At 73.0% G+C, this 14,904-nt stretch carries 14 protein-coding genes; 8 read left to right on the top strand and 6 right to left on the bottom strand.

The genetic code is table 11. The annotated features are described in order from the left end of the window. Positions 1 to 205: 205 nt before the first annotated feature. From JOD49_RS18820 to JOD49_RS18805, 4 genes are all read left to right on the top strand, one after another. Positions 206 to 613: a VOC family protein gene (locus JOD49_RS18820; RefSeq protein WP_205308514.1), complete on the top strand. Its 408-nt coding sequence runs from the start codon at positions 206 to 208 to the stop codon at positions 611 to 613. 66 nt (positions 614 to 679) lie between these two features. Further along, positions 680 to 1,603 carry an NADP-dependent oxidoreductase gene (locus JOD49_RS18815; protein ID WP_205308513.1) on the top strand — a complete coding sequence of 308 codons (924 nt, stop codon included), beginning with the start codon at positions 680 to 682 and terminating at the stop codon, positions 1,601 to 1,603. A 106-nt stretch (positions 1,604 to 1,709) separates the two neighbouring features. Next, the gene (locus JOD49_RS18810) at positions 1,710 to 2,543 is read left to right on the top strand and encodes a hypothetical protein (protein WP_205308512.1); all 834 of its coding nucleotides are present in this window, start codon (positions 1,710 to 1,712) and stop codon (positions 2,541 to 2,543) included. 90 nt (positions 2,544 to 2,633) lie between these two features. Beyond that, on the top strand, positions 2,634 to 3,761 hold the full coding sequence (locus JOD49_RS18805) for an aminopeptidase P family protein (RefSeq protein WP_205308511.1): 1,128 nt from the start codon (positions 2,634 to 2,636) through the stop codon (positions 3,759 to 3,761). A 10-nt stretch (positions 3,762 to 3,771) separates the two neighbouring features. Here JOD49_RS18805 and JOD49_RS18800 read toward each other — a convergent pair whose 3' ends face one another. The 4 genes from JOD49_RS18800 to bioB form a co-directional block, all read right to left on the bottom strand. Next, positions 3,772 to 5,160: an MFS transporter gene (locus tag JOD49_RS18800; protein WP_205308510.1), complete on the bottom strand. Its 1,389-nt coding sequence runs from the start codon at positions 5,158 to 5,160 to the stop codon at positions 3,772 to 3,774. After that, a complete protein-coding gene (locus tag JOD49_RS18795) occupies positions 5,157 to 5,762 on the bottom strand; it encodes a pyridoxamine 5'-phosphate oxidase family protein (RefSeq protein WP_205308509.1) in 606 nt (201 codons plus the stop codon). Before JOD49_RS18795 ends, JOD49_RS18800 begins: the two co-directional genes overlap by 4 nt. Before the next feature lie 153 nt (positions 5,763 to 5,915). Continuing rightward, positions 5,916 to 6,449: a hypothetical protein gene (locus tag JOD49_RS18790; RefSeq protein WP_205308508.1), complete on the bottom strand. Its 534-nt coding sequence runs from the start codon at positions 6,447 to 6,449 to the stop codon at positions 5,916 to 5,918. A 108-nt stretch (positions 6,450 to 6,557) separates the two neighbouring features. Continuing rightward, positions 6,558 to 7,754 carry a biotin synthase BioB gene (bioB, locus tag JOD49_RS18785; RefSeq protein WP_205308507.1) on the bottom strand — a complete coding sequence of 399 codons (1,197 nt, stop codon included), beginning with the start codon at positions 7,752 to 7,754 and terminating at the stop codon, positions 6,558 to 6,560. 169 nt (positions 7,755 to 7,923) lie between these two features. Here bioB and JOD49_RS18780 point away from each other — a divergent pair, with 169 nt between their 5' ends. The 3 genes from JOD49_RS18780 to JOD49_RS18770 are packed head-to-tail and all read left to right on the top strand — an operon-like array spanning position 7,924 to position 10,120. Continuing rightward, the gene (locus JOD49_RS18780; protein WP_205308506.1) at positions 7,924 to 8,511 is read left to right on the top strand and encodes a TetR/AcrR family transcriptional regulator; all 588 of its coding nucleotides are present in this window, start codon (positions 7,924 to 7,926) and stop codon (positions 8,509 to 8,511) included. Next, positions 8,508 to 9,278: a pyridoxine/pyridoxamine 5'-phosphate oxidase gene (locus JOD49_RS18775; protein WP_205308505.1), complete on the top strand. Its 771-nt coding sequence runs from the start codon at positions 8,508 to 8,510 to the stop codon at positions 9,276 to 9,278. Before JOD49_RS18780 ends, JOD49_RS18775 begins: the two co-directional genes overlap by 4 nt. Then, positions 9,275 to 10,120 carry a maleylpyruvate isomerase family mycothiol-dependent enzyme gene (locus JOD49_RS18770; protein WP_205308504.1) on the top strand — a complete coding sequence of 282 codons (846 nt, stop codon included), beginning with the start codon at positions 9,275 to 9,277 and terminating at the stop codon, positions 10,118 to 10,120. The genes JOD49_RS18775 and JOD49_RS18770 overlap by 4 nt, the downstream gene beginning before the upstream one ends. On the opposite strand, the gene nirD is transcribed toward JOD49_RS18770, so the two are convergent. Together nirD and nirB are read right to left on the bottom strand one after the other, a co-directional pair. Beyond that, complete coding sequence (gene nirD / locus JOD49_RS18765) at positions 10,110 to 10,448, bottom strand: nitrite reductase small subunit NirD (RefSeq protein ID WP_205308503.1); 339 nt, start codon at positions 10,446 to 10,448, stop codon at positions 10,110 to 10,112. The genes JOD49_RS18770 and nirD overlap by 11 nt on opposite strands. Then, positions 10,445 to 13,018 (bottom strand): nitrite reductase large subunit NirB, encoded by a 2,574-nt coding sequence (gene nirB, locus JOD49_RS18760; protein ID WP_205308502.1) that lies wholly within the window; start codon positions 13,016 to 13,018, stop codon positions 10,445 to 10,447. Before nirB ends, nirD begins: the two co-directional genes overlap by 4 nt. A 235-nt stretch (positions 13,019 to 13,253) precedes the next feature. Here nirB and mqo point away from each other — a divergent pair, with 235 nt between their 5' ends. Then, the gene (gene mqo / locus JOD49_RS18755; RefSeq protein WP_205308501.1) at positions 13,254 to 14,759 is read left to right on the top strand and encodes a malate dehydrogenase (quinone); all 1,506 of its coding nucleotides are present in this window, start codon (positions 13,254 to 13,256) and stop codon (positions 14,757 to 14,759) included. The last annotated feature ends 145 nt before the right edge of the window (positions 14,760 to 14,904 follow it).

The following is a 14,904-nucleotide window of genomic DNA, read 5'->3' as shown; positions in this document are numbered from 1 at the left end:
CTCGTCGAGGTAGAGGGCCCACGTCGAGGTAGAGGGCCGGGACCCTCTACCTCGACGTGAGACCTCTCTCTCGACGCGTCCCCTCTCTCGTGACGCACGGTCGGCTGCGCGCCGATGAGTTCTCCGCGGACCGCCGGTCTCTACCGGCGACACCTTGTCCCACCGCCCGGAGCACCGCCCGGCGGCACGTCCGAAGGAGACCGTCATGACCGGAACCCAGATCTTCGTCAACCTGCCCGTGGCAGACCTCGAGAAGTCCAAGGCGTTCTACACGCAGCTCGGGTTCACGATCAACGCGCAGTTCACCGACGAGAACGCGTCGTGCGTGGTCATCAGCGACACGATCTACGTCATGCTCCTGACCCACGAGTTCTTCCGCCGATTCACGCCCAAGGACATCGTCGACGCCCGGATCGCGACCGAGGCCATCAACGCGATCAGCGCCGAGTCCCGCCCGGGCGTCGACGACCTCGCCGACCGCGCGCTCGCCGCGGGCGGGTCGCAGACCAACCCGCCGCAGGACGAGGGCTTCATGTACTCGCGCAGCTTCTCCGACCTCGACGGTCACCTGTGGGAGGTCATGTACATGGACCCGAGCGCGATCGAGGGCTGACCTGCCGGGACACGACGGGCGGCGGCTGCGGGGAATGTCCCGGCGCCGTCGCCCGTTGCCGCCTGCATGCGAGCCATCACCTACTCCCGCTACGGCGGAGCCGACGTCCTCGAGCTCAGCGAGCTCCCCACGCCCAAGGTCGGACCGGACACCGTCCTTGTCCGGGTCAAGGCCACGAGCGTCAACCCCGTGGACTGGAAGGTCCGCCAGGGCTACCTCGACGCGATCATGGACGCGACCTTCCCGGTGGTCCCGGGCTGGGACGTCGCGGGCGTCGTCGAGCAGGTCGGCCTGGACACGCCCGAGCTCTCGGTCGGCGACGAGGTCTTCGGGTACGTGCGCAAGGACGTGGTCTCCGGCGGCACGACCGCCGAGCTCGTCGCGGCCCCGGTCCGCACGCTGGCGCGCAAGCCCGCGGCGTGGACGTGGGAGCAGGCCGCCGGGGCGCCCCTGGCCGGACTCACGGCCCTCCAGACCATCGACCGGACCGGGCTGAGCAGCGGGCAGACCGTGCTCGTGCATGCGGCGGCGGGCGGCGTCGGGTCGATGGCCGTGCAGATCGCGGTCGCCCGCGGCGCCCGGGTCATCGGCACGGCCTCCGAGCGCAACCACGAGTACCTGCGCTCGCTGGGCGCCGAGCCCGTGACCTACGGCGACGGCCTCGCCGAGCGCGTGCGCGCCCTCGCGCCCGAGGGCGTCGACGTCGTGCTCGACTACATCGGTGGCGAAGCACTGGCCACCACGCCCGACGTCCTGCGCGACGGCGGCACGGTCGCCTCGGTCGTCGAGGCCGCGGCCCGCGACGAGCTCGGCGGGCACTACGTCTGGGTCCGCCCCGACGTCGAGGGGCTCACCGAGCTGGCCCGCCTCGCGGACGCCGGACAGCTCACGGTCGACGTCGCCGAGGTCTACGACCTGGCCGACACCGCGAAGGCCCACGAGGCGAGCAGGACCGGGCACGTGCGCGGCAAGGTCGTCATCACGGTCTGAGCCGTCTGCCCCGCTCCCACGGGGCGCGGTTCCCCGCGCGACGCGCTGCGCGTCGCGCACCAGGGGTCCGCGCCCCGCGGCCGGTCGGTGACGTACCGTGAAGCCCATGCCCGCCACCGTCCCCGCCCTCGTCGCCGCCGACTCCGCACGCCTGCGGACCCGCGCCGCACGACATGCCCGCTCGCTCCCCCTGGCCGTCGCGGGGGTCACGACCTGGGTCGTCGCGGGCATGGGGCTGCTCGACAGCAGCTGGCTCTGGCTCGTCATGCTCGTGCCCGCAGCCGGGTTCATCGCGATGTACGTCACGGCCTTCGCCCTCCGGCTGCCCACGGGAGTAGGCGTCGGGAGCGACGGATACGGGATCGCGCTCGTCCTGAGCGCCCTGATCGCCTTCCTCCTCCCCTGGATCCTCTGGACGACGGGCGTGCCCTTCGTCCTGGGCCTCGGGCTCGTCGTCCTGGGGCTACGTGCCTCCGACCGATTCCTGTGGGTCGCCGGGCTCGCGACGATGGCCGCGTCGTTCGGGATCGCGACCCTCTCGTCGCCGCTCTTCTTCCCGCTCTCGACGCCCGGCCTCATGGCGATGATCGCCCTGGGCCTCGCCCTGCTGGCAGCCGCACTGGTGGCCCTGCGCGGTGAGCGCCAGACCCTCGCCGCCGGGGACGGCGCCCTGAGCATCGGCGACCCCGCGACCGACAACCTGCGCGTGCTCGCGGTGCTCGGCGACGCCGACGAGGCCGACCAGCCCGCGCTCGGGCGCCTCACGGGCATCGAGGAGCGCAACCTCGCGGCCCGCCTCCACGACCTCACCGAGGCGAGCCTGGTCCATGCCCGGATCACGAAGAACCGGAACTGGGCACAGATCACCCGCGAAGGCCGCGAAGAGCTGCGGACCCGCCGCGAGGCCCTGCGCGGGGTCGCGGAGCACCGCAAGGCCTGACCTCCGTCCCCAGGGCCGCGCACCCGGGCCGCGTACCGCCGTCGGGCACCTCGCCCGGCGCACCGGCGAGAGCGGTGGCAGGCTGACCCCATGAGGGAGTTCACCGCACAGGACTTCGCCGCGCGCATCGACCGCGCGGCTGCCCAGGCCCGCGACGCCGGCCTCGCCGGGGTGCTCGTCACCCCTGGCCCGGACATGACGTACTTCACGGGGTACACGCCCACGGCCATGACCGAGCGCATCACGCTGCTCGTGGTCCCGGCCGAGGGCGAGGCGTCGATCGTGGTGCCCGTCCTGGAACGGCCGGACCTCGACCGGGCACCCGGCGCAGCCGCCCTGCACGCCACCCCGTGGACCGACGGCGTCGACGAGTACGCGGTCACGGCCGACCTGCTCGACGCGGCCGGGCGCTACGCGATCTCGGACTCTGCGTGGGCCATGCACCTGCTGGGCCTCCAGCGCACCCTGCCGGGCTCGTCGTACTCGGCGATGACGCAGGCCCTGCCCATGCTGCGCGCGGTCAAGGGACCCGACGAGATCGAGCGCCTCGCGGCCGCGGGAGCCGCGAACGACGCGACGTTCGCAGACATCGTCGAGATCCGTTTCAGCGGCCGCCGCGAGCTCGACGTCGCGGCGGACCTCGCAGGCTTCCTGCGCGACCACGGCCACTCACAGGTCGACTTCACGGTCGTCGGCTCGGGCCCCAACGGTGCCAACCCGCACCACGAGGCGGGCGACCGGGTCATCCAGGAGGGCGACATGGTCGTGCTCGACTTCGGCGGCCTCAAGGACGGCTACGGCTCGGACATGACGCGCATGGTGCACGTCGGCGGCGACGTCACGGACCAGCAGCGCGAGGTCTTCGAGATCGTGCGCGCCGCGCAGCAGGCCGGGGTCGACGCGGTCCGACCGGGGGCGACCTGCCAGGACGTCGACCGTGCCGCCCGCGCCGTCATCACCGACGCCGGGTACGGCGAGCAGTTCATCCACCGCACGGGCCACGGGATCGGCCTGACGACGCACGAGCCGCCGTACATGATCGAGGGCGAGGAGCAGCCCATCGTCTCCGGCATGTGCTTCTCGGTCGAGCCCGGGATCTACCTCCCGGGGAACTTCGGGGTCCGCATCGAGGACATCGTGGTCGCGTTCCCGGACGACCTGCCCGACGGCGGCCGTCGCCTCAACAACGCACCGCACGACCTGCACGTGGTCGAGTAGGCGACAGCCCTCAGGCGGCAGGGGCGTCCGCGGCCCCCGCCGCCACGACCTGCTCGTTGCGGATGCCTACCCAGCTCACGAGACCGCCCGCGACGAGCAGCGCGGCCGTGACGATCAGTGCCCGGTGAAACCCGGCGACGTCGAGCACGGGACCGATCACGATCCCCGCGCACGCGATGACCACGAGGCCCGCGATGCGGGAGACCGCATTGTTGACGGCCGACCCGATGCCCGCGTCGGCAGCCGGGATCGACCCCAGGATCGCCGCGGTCAGCGGCGCCACCGTGACCGCGAGCCCCAGGCCGAACAGCAGGATGCCGGGCAGGAGCTGCGTGAAGTAGCTCGCCTCGGCGGTCGTGGTGAGCATGAGCAGGTAGCCGCCGCCCGCGATCAGGGGGCCCACCGTCATGAACAGGCGGGGGCCGTACCGGCCCGCGAGCGCCCCGAAGCGCGAGGACAGGAACAGCATGAGCACGGTCACGGGCAGCAGGGCCAGCCCCGCGAGCGTCGCGCTGTACCCGGCGACCTGCTGCACGAACAGGGTCACGGCGAACCCGCCGAACGCGAGCGCCCCGTAGATCGCGGCGGTCGCGACGTTGCCCGCCGCGAAGTTGCGCACCGAGAACAGGGACAGCGGCAGCATGGGGTCCGGGGCGCGGCGCTCCCAGGCGAGGAACGCCCCGAGCGCCGCGATCCCGGCGACGAGCGGCACCCACACGACCGGGCTCGACCACCCGAACCGCCCGTGCTCGATGAGCGCGAAGACGGGCCCGGCGAGCCCGACGGCCGCGAGCACGGCCCCGCGCACGTCGATCCGACGACCGGTCTCGGTGTCCCCCTCCGCCATCCCGCGCAGGATCCACAGCGTCACGGCCACGGGCAGCAGGTTGATGCCGAACACCCACCGCCAGGACAGGGTGTCCACGAGGACTCCCCCGAGCAGCGGCCCGGCGATCATCGCGGTACCCGTCCACGCGGTCCAGGTGCCGATGGCCTTGGCCTGCGCGGCACCGCTGAACGAGGAGATGATCATCGCGAGCGAGCTCGGCACGAGCAGCGCCCCCGCGATGCCCTGGAGACCGCGCGCGACCACCAGCACGACGCCCGTCGGGGCCAGCGCGCACAGCACCGACGTGACCGCGAACCCGACCAGCCCCCACCACATGACGCGGCGGCGGCCGTGGACGTCGGACAGCGAACCGGCCACGAGGATGAGCGAGCCGAGCGTGATGAGATAGGCGTCGACGACCCACTGCTGGAGCGCGAGCCCGTCGAGCGCTCCTCCGGCCAGGTCCTGCGCGATCGCGGGGAGCGCGACGTTGACCACGGTCCCGTCGAGGAACGAGACGAACGAGGCGAGGATCGCGACGAGCAGCACGCGACGTTGGACGGGGGTCACGCCTTCACGCTAGCCCCGTCCTCGAAGGTCCACCGGGTCGAGGTGTAGTCCTCGCCGCGCCCGTAGGCGTGGATCGTGCGGGGACGGACCTGGAAGACGTGGGCCTCGCCGGCTGCGGGCGCGTCAGCGGGCGACCCCTCGGACGGCGCCTCGCTGTCCCAGAACGAGCCGTCGTGCACCTCGAAGTGCCACTCGTACTTGCACGCCCAGCGGTCGGCCAGGCGTTGCAGGACGTGGTCCTCGGTGATCCGTCGGGCGACCCCGGCGAGCACGACGTCGAGCCCCTCGCTCATGCGGTTGGTCCCCGTGGTCAGCACGCACCCAGGGTTCTGCTCGAGGTTGCGCGCCTTGCGTTCGGTCGGGCCGGTGCAGAAGTGGAGCGCGCCGTCGGCCCAGACGGTGATGAGGGGGGTGACGTGCGGGCTCCCGTCGGGACGGACCGTGGACAGCCAGAAGATCTCGGCTTTCTGGAGCACCGCCAGGGTGTCGGCCCAGGAGGTGGCGGTGGCACCGGGTGAGGAGAAGTCCGTCATCAGCTCTCCCGCGGGACCGCCGTCGGGCGCGGATACCGGGTCCACCTGCGTGCTGGGTTCCGTGGCCATGGGATGTTCCTCCGTCTCTCGGGCGGCTCCGTCGCCGCACCGTCCCTCTGGGACCGGCATGGGCACCCGAACTCATCGGCGAGGCCGGCTCGTCCGTCGGCACGGGCCACGACCCGCGCGGACCCCGGGGACGACCCGGGGCCCGCGCCGTCATCACTCCCCGCAGCCGCACAGGCCCGAGTTGGGCAGCACCATGAAGCACGACGGGCACGGCAGCCCTCGGGGCTCGTCGGCCGTCCCCGCGGTGGCGCGCGACGTCGATCTCGCGACAGCGAGCTCCTCGGGTCCGGCCCCGGTGTAGACGATGCCCTTGAGGAACCACGCCACGGCGACCCCGGCCGCACCCGAGCCGAGCGCCACGTAGGTCATCGAGTTCGGCGTCCAGATGCGGTCGTACGTCTCGCCCGCCGCGATCTCGCGCATCCGAGGACGGTTCTCGACCGGTGCGCCGAACGCCTCCAGCGCGGCGTCGAAGCTGGGGTGGTAGGTCCGCCCCACGCCGTCGATCTCTGCCTGCGACCACTGGCAGACGGGCAGCCGCTCGGGAACCTCACCGTGCGCCGCGAGGATCCTGTCGGCGTCGGTCACCTGCAGGTGCGGGCACACGCGCAGGTGCCGGGTCGCCCCTCCGTGGACGTAGAACAGCTCGGGCGTGGTCGGGACCTCGCCGGAATCGTGCGGGACCATCGTCGGTTCCCCCTTCTGTCGGTGCAAGCATCCTGGCTCTCACCACTGACACGGGGGTGCGCGGGTCCTCCAGGGGCTCGCGCCGGTCACCTGGCCGCGGGGCCGGTGTCAGGCGTTCGGCGCGACCCGGGTCCCCGGCCCGCGACGGCGGACCGCCACGTCGGGCACCACGTCGGGCACCGCGCCGGGCACCGCGCCGGGCATCGCACCGGGCCGCTCCGGCCCGGCGGCTGCGCGAGCCGCGGTTCCCTCCTCACCGGCCGCACCGACCCCTGGGACGGCGCCGTCGACCTCGAACCCGCCGTCGGCGAGCAGGGCGAGGTCGGCCTGGGCGGCCTGGCCCTCGCTCGTGAGGTAGTCGCCCAGGAAGATCGAGCTCACGATCTCCAGGGCGAGGGGTTGGAGCGAGCGCAGGTGCACCTCGCGACCGGCCGCGAGGCGGAGCTCGGCCGCGGGGCACACGAAGCGCACCATCGCGAGGATGCGCAGGCACCGCTGGGGCGTGAGGTCCCACCTCCCCGCGAGGGGGGTGCCGTCGAACGGCACGAGGAAGTTGACGGGCACCGAGTCGGCCCCGAGGTCTCGCAGCGCGAACGCGACGTCGACGAGGTCCTCGTCGCTCTCGCCCATGCCCGCGATGAGCCCCGAGCAGGGCGAGAGCCCGGCGCCCCTCGCCCGTTCGACCGTCTCGACGCGGTCCGCGTACTCGTGCGTCGTGCAGATGTCGGCGTACGTCGCCTCGGACGTGTTGAGGTTGTGGCTGTAGGCGTCGGCTCCGGCGGCGGCGAGCCGCTCGGCCTGGCCGTCGCGGAGCAGGCCGAGGCACGCGCAGACCTCGACGTGCGGGTGCTCACGCTTGATCCCGTCCACCATCGCGGAGACCCGGGCCACGTCACGGTCGCTCGGCCCGCGCCCGCTCGCGACGAGGCAGACGCGGCGCGCACCGCCCGCCACCCCGGCCCGAGCGGCCGCGACCGCGTCGTCGGTGCTCAGCCACGAGTACGTCAGGACCGGGGCCGTGGAGCCGAGGCGCTGCGAGCAGTACGTGCAGTCCTCGGGGCACAGGCCCGACCTCAGGTTGACCAGGTAGTTGAGTCGTACGCGCCGGCCGAACCGGTGGCGCCGCACGCGCCCGGCGGCGGCGACGACGTCGAGCAGGTCGTCGTCGCTCGTCCGCAGGACGGCCACCGCCTCGGCGCGCGTCGGGGCGGCACCGGCGAGGCCGCGGGCGACGAGGGAGTCCAGGAGGTCGCGGACGTCCGCAGGGCCGGTGCCGTCGCGGCCGGGAGAGGGTTTCACGTCCATGATCCTTCTCGTCCTCCCGCTCTCCCTCCCCGGCCAGCCCTGACAAGGCGGACCGCCTTCCCTTGGACCGGACCACAGCCTGTCGTGGGGTTCCTCCAAGGGTTTCGCCCGCGCGTTGGCGACGGCCGCGGAACTCGACACCATACCTAGAGGTAGGTATGGTGTCGGCATGAGCACCACCGACCTCCCGAGCCGCGAACGCCTCGTCCGCGCGGCCCGCGACCTGTTCTGGGCCCAGGGCGTCGAGGGCACGAGCCCGCGCCAGGTCCTCGAGGCGAGCGGCGTGGGCCAGGGCAGCCTCTACCACCACTTCCCCACCAAGCACGACCTCTCGCTCGCCGCGATCAGCGCGACCACCTACGAGGCGCTCGCGTCCGTCGCGGGAGACCTCGAGGACGCCGACCGCTCACCCGCCGAGCGTCTCGTGGCCTACCTCGAACGGCCTCGTCCGGCGCTCGCGGGCTGCAAGGTCGGGCGCCTGACGAGCGACCGGTCGGTCATGTCGGACGAGGAGCTGCGCGGTCCCGTCCGCGACTACTTCGCGGGCCTGGTCGCACGGGTCCAGGCGGTCTTCGAGGAGACCGGCCTGCCCGACGACGCCGCGCACGACCGCGCGTACGCGGCGGTCGCCGTCGTGCAGGGCGGGTACGTGCTCGCGCGGGCCCTCGACGACCCGGCGGCCCTGCGCGCCGCGGTCGAAGGGTTCGTGTCGATGCTCGGACCGGCGCTCGAGGCCGACGCCGTGGTGACCCGATGAGCAACGGGTCACCGGACGACGCCGGGGCAGGGAACGGCGATGCGCGAACGGGCCGACGGACCGGCGGCACCCCGCGCGACGGACTGGACGGCACAGGCGGCGGCACCGACCCCGCACCGACGTTGCGCGAGCGGCTCCGCGCCCTGCCGACCTTCGGTCCGGGCCTGCCGACCCTCGATCCGGACGCGACGCCGTCGGACCCCGTGACGCTGTTCCGTACCTGGATCGAGGAGGCGATCGACGCCCGGGTGCCGCTCCCCCACGCCATGACGCTGGCGACTGCCGGGGCCTCGGGCGAGGTGCACGCGCGCACCGTGATCCTCAAGGACGTCGACCCCTCGGGATGGTGGTTCGCGACCGGCTCGTCGAGCCCCAAGGCCCGCGACCTCGCGGAGAACCCGCACGCCGCCCTCACGTTCCTCTGGCCAGTCCTGGGTCGCCAGGTCCGCGTCACCGGACCCGTGACGCGGCCCGACCCCGCGACGAGCGCGGCGGACTTCCTCGCCCGCTCGGACGGCTCGCGCGCCGCCGCGCTCGTGGGCCACCAGAGCGAGCCCCTCGCGTCCCGGCAGGAGTACTCGGACGCGTTCGCGGGCGCCCTCGCCCGCGTGCAGCGCGACCCGACGCTGGTCGAGCCCGCCTGGACCGCGTACGCGCTCGCGCCCACGACGGTCGAGTTCTGGCAGGCGTCGGACGACCGCGGACAGACCCGGCTGCGCTACCGCGCAGTCGGTCACGACTGGGAGAAGGGGCTGCTCTGGCCATGACGAGGACCACGCAGGACACCAGCACGAGCATCACCGGCACGCGCACCATCTCCGACGCGACGCACGCCGCACGCGCCGACGCGGGTGCCGCGCTGCACCAGCTCGTCGAGGCCGTCCGCACGCTCGACGACGCCTCGCTCCGCTCCCCCAGCGCGCTCGACGGGTGGACCGTCGGGCACGTGCTCTCCCACGTCGCGATGGTCGGCGACGCGCTCGCCCGCCAGGCCGAGCTCGCGGCCCACGGCGAGACGGCCGAGGTCTACGAGGGCGGGGCCGAGGGCCGCGCCGCGGGGATCGAGTCCGGCGCGACCCGCTCGCGCGACGAGCACCTCGACGCGCTCGGGGCCGCAGGAGCGCGGCTCGACGCGGCCTGGGACCTGACGGACCGCACCGGGTGGGACGCCCCGGTGACGTACCGCGACGGGGCGGTCGCCGACGTCCTCGACTGCTGGTGGCGCGAGGTCCGCATCCACGCGACCGACCTCGGCGAGGTCAGTACCGCCCAGGGGCTCACGCCGCCCGCGACCTGGGGGCTCGCCTTCACCGACCACCTGCTCGACTTCCTGAGCCTGCGCCTGGCCGAGCCCGTGCTCGTGGTGCGGGACGAGGACGGGGCGCGCTCCGTCGTCGGGCCCGCGGGCGTGCGGGCCGCGGTCCCCGGGGCCGACGACGCGCTCACGCGCGTAACGGGTTCCGCGGCGGACGTCGCCGCGTGGCTCGCGGGACGCGAGAGCGCCACCACCCCCGTCGCACACCGGGACGGCAGGACCGTGGAGCTGCCTCCGCTCGCGCCCTGGCCGTCGGGAGTCCCCGTGCGCCGCTCAGCAGCGGTCAGGCCCTGACCAGGACCGTCCCGTCCTCGACCGCGACCTCGAAGGTCACCAGCGCCTCGGGCTCCTTGCCGCTCGGGTCGAGACACTCGCCCGTCGTCAGGTTCCACACCTGCTTGTACATGGGCGAGGTGATGGTCGGGGTCTCGCCCGCCGAGCCGACGATCCCGCGCGAGAGCACGTTGGCCCCCGAGTAGGGGTCGCGCTGCTGGACCGCGAACAGCCGGTCGTCGGCCAGACGGAACACCGCGACCTGCGTGCCGTCGACCAGCGCGGCGACGCCGCGCTCGGGCACGAGCCGCTCGAAGGGGCAGACCGTGGTCCATGCCGTCGCGCTCACTTGCGGACCTCCACCGTGCGGGCGATCACCGGGTTGTTGTCGGAGGGCTCGCCGGGGCGAGCCGGCCGGACCTGCCCGCGCACCCCCGTGTAGGCGAGGTCCGGGTCGTGCTGGTCGGGCGCGTTGACGAACGACACGAACCGCGACAGGCGGTCCGGGTCGTCGAGGGTCTGCGCCCACTCGTCGACGTACGACTCGACGTGCCGCGCGACCTCGGCCTCGAGGTCGGCCGCGATGCCCAACGAGTCCTCGACCAGGACCTTGCGCAGCTCGACGATCCCCCCGGGGAAGTCCGCGACCCACGGGGCCGTGCGCTGCAGGCGGTCCGCGGTCCGCACGTAGTACGCGAGGAAGCGGTCGACCACCGCGACGAGCGTCTCGTCGTCGAGGTCCTCCGCGAGCAGCTCGGCGTGCCGGGGCGAGAAGCCGCCGTTGCCGCCCACGTACACGTTCCAGCCCTTCTCGGTCGCGATCACGCCCACGTCCTTGCCGCGCGCCTCGGCGCACTCGCGCGCACAGCCCGAGACACCGATCTTGAACTTGTGCGGCGAGCGCAGCCCCCGGTAGCGGAGCTCGAGACGCACGGCCATGCCCACCGAGTCCTGCACCCCGAACCGGCACCACGAGGAACCCACGCACGACTTCACCGCGCGCAACGACTTGCCGTACGCCTGCCCCGACTCCATGCCCGCGTCGACCAGGCGGCGCCAGATCTCCGGGAGCTGGTCGATCCGCGCCCCGAACAGCCCGATGCGCTGGGCCCCCGTCACGCGCGTGTACAGGCCGAAGTCCTGCGCGACCTGCCCGATCACGATGAGCTTCTCGGGCGTGATCTCCCCCGCCGGGACGCGCGGGACCACCGAGTACGTGCCGTCCTTCTGCAGGTTGGCCAGCGCACGGTCGTTGGTGTCCTGGAGCGCAGCCTGCTCGCCGTCGAGGATGTACCCACCCCACAGCGACGCGAGGATCGAGGCGACGACGGGCTTGCAGACCACGCAGCCGCGGCCCGTGCCGTGCGCCGCGACGATCTGGGTGAAGGTGCGCAGCCCGTCCTGCCGCACGAGCGCGAAGAGCTCGGCGCGGGACATCGTGAAGTGCTCGCACATCGCGTTCGACACCGTGACGCCGGCCGCCTCGAGCGTCGTGTTGACGATCTTGGTGAGCACGGGCACGCACGACCCGCACACGGTCCCGGCCTTGGTGCACGCCTTGACCTCGCCCAGGCTCGAGCAGCCGTGCTCGGTCACCGCCCCGCGGACCGTCCCGGCGGTGACGTTCGCGCACGAGCAGACCACGACGTCGTCGGGCAGGTCGCCGCCGAGCGCCGGGGCGCCGCCCTCCGGGGCGAGGAACGCCGACGGGTCGGCGCCCAGCGAACGCCCCAGCAGGGGGCGCAGCGACGAGTAGAGGGCCGCGTCGCCCACGAACACGCCGCCGAGCAGGGTCCGTGCGTCGTCCGAGACGACGAGCTTGCGGTAGGTCCGCGCGACGGGGTCCGCGAACGTGACCTCGAGCGCGCCGGGCGTGAGCCCGAACACGTCGCCGAAGCTCGCGGCCTCGATGTCGACGCCCTTGAGCTTGGTCCCCTCGGGCGCCGGCGAGTACGTCGAGACTCCACCCAGCAGTCGGTCCACCACGACGTCGGCCATGGCGTTGCCCGGCGCGACCAGGCCCACGCACTGGTCCTCGAACGACGCGCACTCCCCGATGGCCCACACGGCGGGGTCCGAGGTGTGGCACGCCGCACCGACGACGACGCCGCCGCGCTCGCCGATCGCGAGGCCCGCCTCGCGCGCGAGGCGGTCCCGGGGCCGGATGCCGGTCGAGAAGATCACGACGTCGGCGGGGATCCGCGACCCGTCGGACAGGTCCATGCCGCCCACCGCGCCGTCGCCCGCGGCCGTGAGGCCCGTGGCGCCGGTCGTCGTGCGGACGTCGATCCCGCGGTCGGTCACGAGCACGCGCAGCGCCTCGCCGCCCGCGTCGTCGAGCTGGACGCTCATGAGGCGGTCGGCGAACTCCACGACGGTCGCGGCCGCGCCGAGGGTCTGGAGCGCGGCCGCGGCCTCGAGCCCCAGCACGCCGCCCCCGACGACGACGCCGTGCAGCGGACGCCCCAGGCGTGCGGTGCGCAGCCCGACGTACTCGCGCAGCCCCTCCAGGTCCGCCAGGGTGCGGTAGCTGAAGACGCCGGGCAGGTCGGTGCCCTCGGTGCGCGGGGTCCAGGCCCAGGAGCCCGTGGCCAGGACCAGGTGGTCGTAGGCGAGCACGCGCCCGGAGCGGGTCGTGACGGTCTGCGCCTCGCGGTCCACGGCCGCGACCGCGTCGCCCGTGACCAGCTCGGTCCGCGGGTCGTCCCAGACGGCAGGGTCCATCGTCAGGTCGTCGGCCGAGCGTCCCGTGAAGTACTCGGACAGGTGCACGCGGTCGTACGGGGCACGGGCCTCGTCCCCGACGACGGACACGTGCCAAGACCCCTCGGGAGAGCGTGCGATCATCTGGCTCACGAACCGGTGGGCGACCATGCCGGCGCCGACCACCACGACGCGGCCGGGGGTGGGAGTGCTCATGTGGGGGCCTCACGAGAAGGGTCGGGCGGAGGGGCGAGTCGGGCCGCGGGGGGCGAGTGCGACCGTCGTGACCATCCTGGCGCATAGATACGAGGTTTCTGGTCAAAACACCAGATCAGCGCGTCGCGGGGACCTAGGACGGGACGTCCAGGGACCTTGGTCCCGAAAAAGTGTGACGCACGACCGTGATGGACGGCACAGCATGTGCACTCCTTCACAAGCGTAAAATCGAGCGGTGGCGACTAAGAAGACAACGGGTCAGAACACCATCGACGTAGCCCTCATCGGCGGCGGCATCATGAGTGCGACCCTCGGCGCCCTCCTGAAGCTCCTCGAGCCCACGTGGACCATCAAGGTCTTCGAGCGCCTCGACGCGGTAGCCCAGGAGTCCTCCAACCCGTGGAACAACGCTGGCACCGGCCACGCTGCGCTCTGCGAGCTGAACTACACCCCCGAGAAGGCCGACGGCACCGTCGAGATCTCCAAGGCTGTCGCGATCAACGAGCAGTTCGAGGTGTCGCGCGAGTTCTGGCACCACCTGCTCACCGGGGGCCACCTGCCCGAGCCCGCGAGCTTCATCAGCCACACCCCGCACATGACGTTCGTGCGCGGTGCGGCCAACGTGGACTACCTCAAGCGCCGCTTCACCGCGCTGAGCGCCCACCCGCTGTTCAGCGAGCTCGAGTTCACCGACGACCCCGCGGTCATCGCGCAGTGGGCACCCCTGCTGGTCCTCGACCGGGACGGCGACGAGGCCGTCGCCGCGACCCGCGCGACGAGCGGCACGGACGTCGACTTCGGAGCGCTCACCTCGCAGCTCTTCGACTTCCTCACGGCCCACGACGTCGAGCTCAACCTCCAGCACGAGGTCAACCGCCTCAAGAAGCGCAAGGACGGCACCTGGGACGTCACCGTCAAGGACGTGTCCTGGAACGCCACGCAGGGGCCGCGCACCGTCAACGCCCGCTTCGTGTTCGTCGGCGCGGGCGGCGGCGCGCTGCCGCTGCTGCAGAAGGCCGGCATCAAAGAGGCCAAGGGCTACGGCGGCTTCCCCATCAGCGGCGAGTTCCTGCGCACCGACAACCCGGAGATCGTCGCCCAGCACCAGGCCAAGGTGTACGGCAAGGCCGACGTCGGATCGCCGCCCATGTCCGTCCCGCACCTCGACACGCGCGTCGTCGACGGCAAGACCTACCTGATGTTCGGCCCCTACGCCGGGTTCAGCCCCAAGTACCTCAAGAAGGGCTCGCTGCTCGACCTCTTCACGTCGCTGCGGACCCACAACATCGGGTCCATGCTCGGCGCGGGCCTCAAGAACATCGACCTCACGCAGTACCTGGTCGGCCAGCTCGTCGCGAGCCCCGAGGCCAAGTTCACGGCGCTCCAGGCCTTCATGCCCACGGCCCACCCCAAGGACTGGGAGAAGATCACCGCGGGCCAGCGCGTCCAGGTCATCAAGAAGGACCCGGTCAAGGGCGGCGTGCTCGAGTTCGGCACCGAGGTCATCGCGGCCGCGGACGGCTCGATCGCCGGCCTGCTCGGCGCCTCGCCGGGTGCCTCGACCGCCGTCCCCGCGATGATCGACGTCCTCGAGCGCTGCTTCCCGCAGCAGTTCGCGACGTGGCGTCCCGCGCTCGGAGCCATGATCCCGAGCCTCGGCCAGGCCACGTGGGAGGCGACCGAGCTCGACTCGCTCTCCGCCTCCGCAGGCCCCTCGGAGGAGGCGGTCGGCGCCCGCTGACCCCGCCTGCGCGACGCACCGACGCCCCGGTCTCCTTCGTGGAGACCGGGGCGTCGTGCTGTGCCCGTGGCCCCGTGGGACGCAGCCCGTGGCCGGTGTGACGCGGGACCGGGCCGGTGGGACGCGGGACGCCCGCGTAGTCCAC

The sequence above is a fragment of the Oerskovia jenensis genome (genome assembly GCF_016907235.1).
GTDB classification, from domain to species: Bacteria; Actinomycetota; Actinomycetes; order Actinomycetales; family Cellulomonadaceae; genus Oerskovia; species Oerskovia jenensis.
This window is presented reverse-complemented; position numbering and strand designations above follow the sequence as displayed.